A 4,179-nucleotide genomic window follows, 5' to 3' on the forward strand; every position below is an offset into this window, starting at 1 on the left:
ATTTAGATCTATGATGATAGTGTTATAGAGATGGTTGGGGAGAGGAAAGAAGGAGAAAGAGTCAACGCCTAAAAATATAATCCACTTTTTAGCCTGAGATTTTCGCAATTAAATTAATTGCTTTTCAAAAATTTAATTAGAGATTGATCTATTATATAAGTTCTTTTGTTGCCAGTTATACTAAAAAGAGAAGCTAATGCTATAAAGTAGTCACTGCTTGGATATGCATAATCCCTCTACATTATTTAGTTTCTATAAAATTATGTTTTATGTCTTACAAACTTAAGCCAACACTTTGTTTAACAAATCTATAATAAGCCTTTTTTATCTTAATCTTAAAGGAACAAACATGAAAGGAACTGTATTAGCTCCTGGCATAATATTAAATGCCGATGATCAGCGTTTTACTTATCTACAAGAAGATGTAGCTTCGGTGGCAAAAGACGGAGCTGCCATAGTTTTAAAACAAGGCGATGAGGTTGATTTTATCGCGGACGGACAAACTGCAAAACAAATCTATCTCACAAAAGCAAAATCTATGAATCTAAATTTAGATAACATAAATTTTGATATTAAAAGCAATGATTTATCAACGATTAGAACGCTAGGTTTGGCAGGTTCAGCTTTACCTATTTTGGGCATTATCCCATTCATAGGATTTATCTTTTTTATCGCTGGATTTTTATGTATGTTGTTTGCTATATTTAAGCTATCAGATAAAGTTGGTAGTCCTACACTAAAGAAAAACTATATCTTATATCTAGTTGTCGCAGTAGCATCGACTATCCTGATCTCGATCGGTGCTATAACGGGAGCATTAGGTTTTGCTGGTATGGGCTCTGGCTATGCGAATGCTGGTGGAACAGGTGCTATTTTTGGCGTCATTTTAGGTTTAGCGGGCGTTGTAGGTATGATTTATGCATTTTTCAAAGAATTTCAAGTCTATAACGAGCTTTCAAACATATCTGGCGATAAATTTTTCCTATACTATTTTATAGGTTCGGTTGTTGGAACTATTACTTTATTTATAATCATTGGTTACATCTTGTTGATTGTGGCATTTGTTTTACAAATCGTCGCATGGTATAGATTACAAGAGATCAAAACAGCTTAAACTTCAATCATAAATCGGAGTGGAATTTTCTGCTCCGATTTTCTTTATTTATATAACACAAAACTTGTATTTAATTGCCTTATGTATAGTAAGTTTGCATAAACATTACGCTAAGCCCATTAACGCTAACACGCTAAAGGTTAAAGTAGAGATGGTACCGTATGAAAATGAATAGGAGTAAATTTTAAAGCATTAGCTTTAAGACTATCTTTATATCTTATTTAGTATTATTTTAGGTATTAAATAAAGGATAAAAATGCAAACCATACAAGCAAATTTCACAGCTAGCATAAGCGAGCTAAAAAAGTCTCCAGCTCAAATTTTAAAACAAGCTGGAGATAATGTCGTAGCTATACTAAATCACAATGTCCCTAGTGCCTATCTAGTGCCTAGTGCTGTCTATGAAAAAATGGCAGAGATAATAGAAGAGTATCATCTAAGTAAAGCTGTGGATGCTGCTTTAGCAAGTGGTGAAAAACCAGTAAAAGTAAGCTTAGATGAGCTATGAGTTAGAGTTCTTACCAAGTGCTTTAAAGGAGTGGCAAAAGCTTGACAATAGCATAAAGGTGCAGTTTAAAAAGAAGCTAAGTGAGCGTCTAGAAAACCCAAAGGTAGCCAAGGACAAGCTACGAGGCTATGAAGATGTCTATAAGATCAAGCTAAGAGATGTTGGCTACCGCTTGGCATATCAAGTAAAAGATAGTGAGATAGTAGTGTTAGTGCTAGTTGTCGGCAAAAGAGAGAATAACGAAGTATACGAGATACTAAAGGATAAATTTAACTAAGCATAAAGCTAGACTTTAGTCATCTGTGATTTGTTAGTAACTAATTTCATGTTATTAGCTTGTCCTATCTAAAGTGCTCTTTTATGATGAGCGCAACCCCTATATTTTTATTATTTTATTTTCTTAATTTCATACCAGACTAAATTTCTAAGAGAAATTTAAAAGCTACAAAAATTATATTATATATTTCATAGTATTTTTAAAAAACACGCATTTTAGCGGCCTGAAGCCTACCGAATTCCTTGTTTTAGGCTGTGAAATTTTATAAAATAACCTTAAAAGATATTTAAAGAGCAAGTCTGCCAAAAATTTTATGACATAGGATTTTTGAGTGGCTTCTTCTTGGATTAGGAGTAAATTTACGTGAGTTCTGAAAAGATAAAAAAACGCAAGGTAACCAAAGTCATAACTAAAAGACTTAGGCTAAGTAATGCAGAATGGTTGGTAATTAATGATAAATTACAAGAAAGTGGCCTAACTTTCTCAAAATTTGCCCTAAGAGCTATGTTGTCTAAGCAGATTTATGCACCAATTATGAGAGAGCTTTTAGCTGAACTATCTAGACATGGACAAAACATGAACCAAATAGCTGCCAAATTAAATAGTGGGCAAAGCCTAGATAGAGTTGGTATTGAGATCATAGCAGACGATAATGATATTTTACATAAAGTTTATGAAGCATTGGGTAAATAATATGTTGCTTGATTTGCTTTGTATCAATACAGTAGCTTTTTTTCTTTACATCCCATTCTCCACCGGTTCTAAATCTATCGTCAAATTCTTTTGAAATTTCTAGCTTACTTTCAGATATAGCTTTATAAGACCGAACATCATCTAGAACCTTAATAGTATATTCCTTTTGAGACTGCGTTAAATTTTGTTACAGATCAGTACCTTTAAATGCAGCAACATCAAATTCCATCTTTTTTCCTTATAAAAAAAATTATTGCAAACGTAATGATTGATGAAAGTAAAACACTTATCATCATTAGATTAAAATTAAAATTGGAGCGCTTTATTAAATGCCCAAGCCATGTAAAATCGGCTCTTGTCAATATTATTACAATTAATGAATAAGAATAAAACAAACTTATAAAAAAAATAAAGATATTAGATATTTTATCTGTTTCAATAAAAGCCTTAATCTTAGAAAAAACTAATTCATTAATAAGTAAAGGCAAAACTATATATGCACAAAATAAATATAATATCATGGCACCAAAAATATCGTTATAGCTATCACCAGCCTCCTCATGCCATGTCAATCCAAAAAGCTCCAAAATACTAGAAAATGGATATGCTATTTCATAGTTACTATATTTTTTTAAAAAAACTGCATCTATGCTAGAAAACACGATGCCTAGACAATCTATGGTAAAAAATAATAAAATAATCCAACACAAGATTCTTATACTTTTTGATTTAAAATACTTTTTAATTAATTTCTTCATTACTATAACTCTCAAATTTTAATTTACAATACCAAAAATATCGCAGTAGTCTTTTGACCGCTAGTCTCCACGCTTAAATTTTCTATTATTTTATTTAGCTCAGCCTTTGTTGCAGGCAACTTTCCTTCTAGTATTTTTCTTAATTCAGCATTTGTTTGTTCTACCGTATAGCTCATATTTCATCCTTTGTTATAAATTTACTATTAAGCTTGTCTTTAATTTCTCTTTTGGAGTAAAATTTTCTAGTCCAACTCCGCCACCGCCATATACGCTTAAAATTTTTTTCAAGGTATCAATAATTTCATCAGTAGTTATATTTTTGATATCTGTTTTGATGTCATGAAGCTCATAAATAATTCTATACGGATCGCCAATCGTTTCATTATTAAAGATCCGCCTCAAGTCCAGCTCTATATCGTTACTTTTATAATGCAATAACCATATAGTTTTAGTTAAGGCATAATTCCCTATATCTCTTAAATAATCATGCGATATACGAATTAGCCAAGTGTTATTTTCTCGGTCTATGCACCAATCTAATTTCTCTAAAAACCATAAACTAATTTCGTCATCATCATATTTTTTGCGTATCTTGTTTATCGTTCCCAATAAATTTTAGCACTATAGAGCTAAAACTTATATTTGAAAGATATTTTTGAGATGATGCTTATTGGTCATTGAATCACAGCACGAAAAATGAATTTACTATTACTTAAATAGAGATTATATTTTTAAATTAGTTTTTATATAAATAAATAATAATTTTTATGTAGTAGGCAATAATAGCAACAAATAGAACATAAAATCAAACCACTAGACCAAATTTAAC

Annotated in this window: 7 protein-coding genes; 4 read left to right on the top strand and 3 right to left on the bottom strand. The window is 31.0% G+C overall.

What is annotated here, in order from left to right:
* Positions 1–349: 349 nt before the first annotated feature.
* The 4 genes from FZ945_RS08200 (at position 350) to FZ945_RS08215 (ending at position 2,592) form a co-directional block, all read left to right on the top strand.
* Positions 350–1,114 (top strand): DUF996 domain-containing protein, encoded by a 765-nt coding sequence (locus FZ945_RS08200; protein WP_148803826.1) that lies wholly within the window; start codon positions 350–352, stop codon positions 1,112–1,114.
* 256 nt (positions 1,115–1,370) lie between these two features.
* Positions 1,371–1,622 (top strand): type II toxin-antitoxin system Phd/YefM family antitoxin, encoded by a 252-nt coding sequence (locus FZ945_RS08205; RefSeq protein WP_009295321.1) that lies wholly within the window; start codon positions 1,371–1,373, stop codon positions 1,620–1,622.
* Positions 1,612–1,899: a type II toxin-antitoxin system RelE family toxin gene (locus FZ945_RS08210; RefSeq protein ID WP_148803827.1), complete on the top strand. Its 288-nt coding sequence runs from the start codon at positions 1,612–1,614 to the stop codon at positions 1,897–1,899. The genes FZ945_RS08205 and FZ945_RS08210 overlap by 11 nt, the downstream gene beginning before the upstream one ends.
* A 363-nt stretch (positions 1,900–2,262) precedes the next feature.
* Complete coding sequence (locus FZ945_RS08215) at positions 2,263–2,592, top strand: plasmid mobilization protein (RefSeq protein WP_148803829.1); 330 nt, start codon at positions 2,263–2,265, stop codon at positions 2,590–2,592.
* A 218-nt stretch (positions 2,593–2,810) separates the two neighbouring features.
* Here the strand turns inward: FZ945_RS08215 and FZ945_RS08220 are convergent, their stop codons facing one another.
* Genes FZ945_RS08220 through FZ945_RS08225 form a run of 3 tightly spaced genes read right to left on the bottom strand, consistent with a single transcriptional unit; the run spans position 2,811 to position 3,959 of the window.
* Positions 2,811–3,365, bottom strand: coding sequence for a hypothetical protein (locus FZ945_RS08220; RefSeq protein WP_222862622.1), 555 nt, complete (start codon positions 3,363–3,365; stop codon positions 2,811–2,813).
* 8 nt (positions 3,366–3,373) lie between these two features.
* Complete coding sequence (locus FZ945_RS09915) at positions 3,374–3,526, bottom strand: hypothetical protein (RefSeq protein ID WP_187424190.1); 153 nt, start codon at positions 3,524–3,526, stop codon at positions 3,374–3,376.
* A gap of 13 nt (positions 3,527–3,539) precedes the next feature.
* Complete coding sequence (locus FZ945_RS08225; RefSeq protein ID WP_148803833.1) at positions 3,540–3,959, bottom strand: hypothetical protein; 420 nt, start codon at positions 3,957–3,959, stop codon at positions 3,540–3,542.
* Positions 3,960–4,179: the final 220 nt, after the last annotated feature.

Origin of the sequence: Campylobacter concisus (genome assembly GCF_902460535.1) — a bacterium.
Classification (GTDB): domain Bacteria; phylum Campylobacterota; class Campylobacteria; order Campylobacterales; family Campylobacteraceae; genus Campylobacter_A; species Campylobacter_A concisus_AS.

What these genes read in the sequence shown, in the direction of transcription:
- FZ945_RS08210 (WP_148803827.1), top strand. Translation starts at nt 1,612, where the DNA reads ATGAGCTATGAGTTAGAGTTCTTACCAAGTGCTTTAAAGGAGTGGCAA.
- FZ945_RS08205 (WP_009295321.1), top strand. Translation starts at nt 1,371, where the DNA reads ATGCAAACCATACAAGCAAATTTCACAGCTAGCATAAGCGAGCTAAAA.
- FZ945_RS09915 (WP_187424190.1), bottom strand. Translation starts at nt 3,526, where the DNA reads ATGAGCTATACGGTAGAACAAACAAATGCTGAATTAAGAAAAATACTA.
- FZ945_RS08200 (WP_148803826.1), top strand. Translation starts at nt 350, where the DNA reads ATGAAAGGAACTGTATTAGCTCCTGGCATAATATTAAATGCCGATGAT.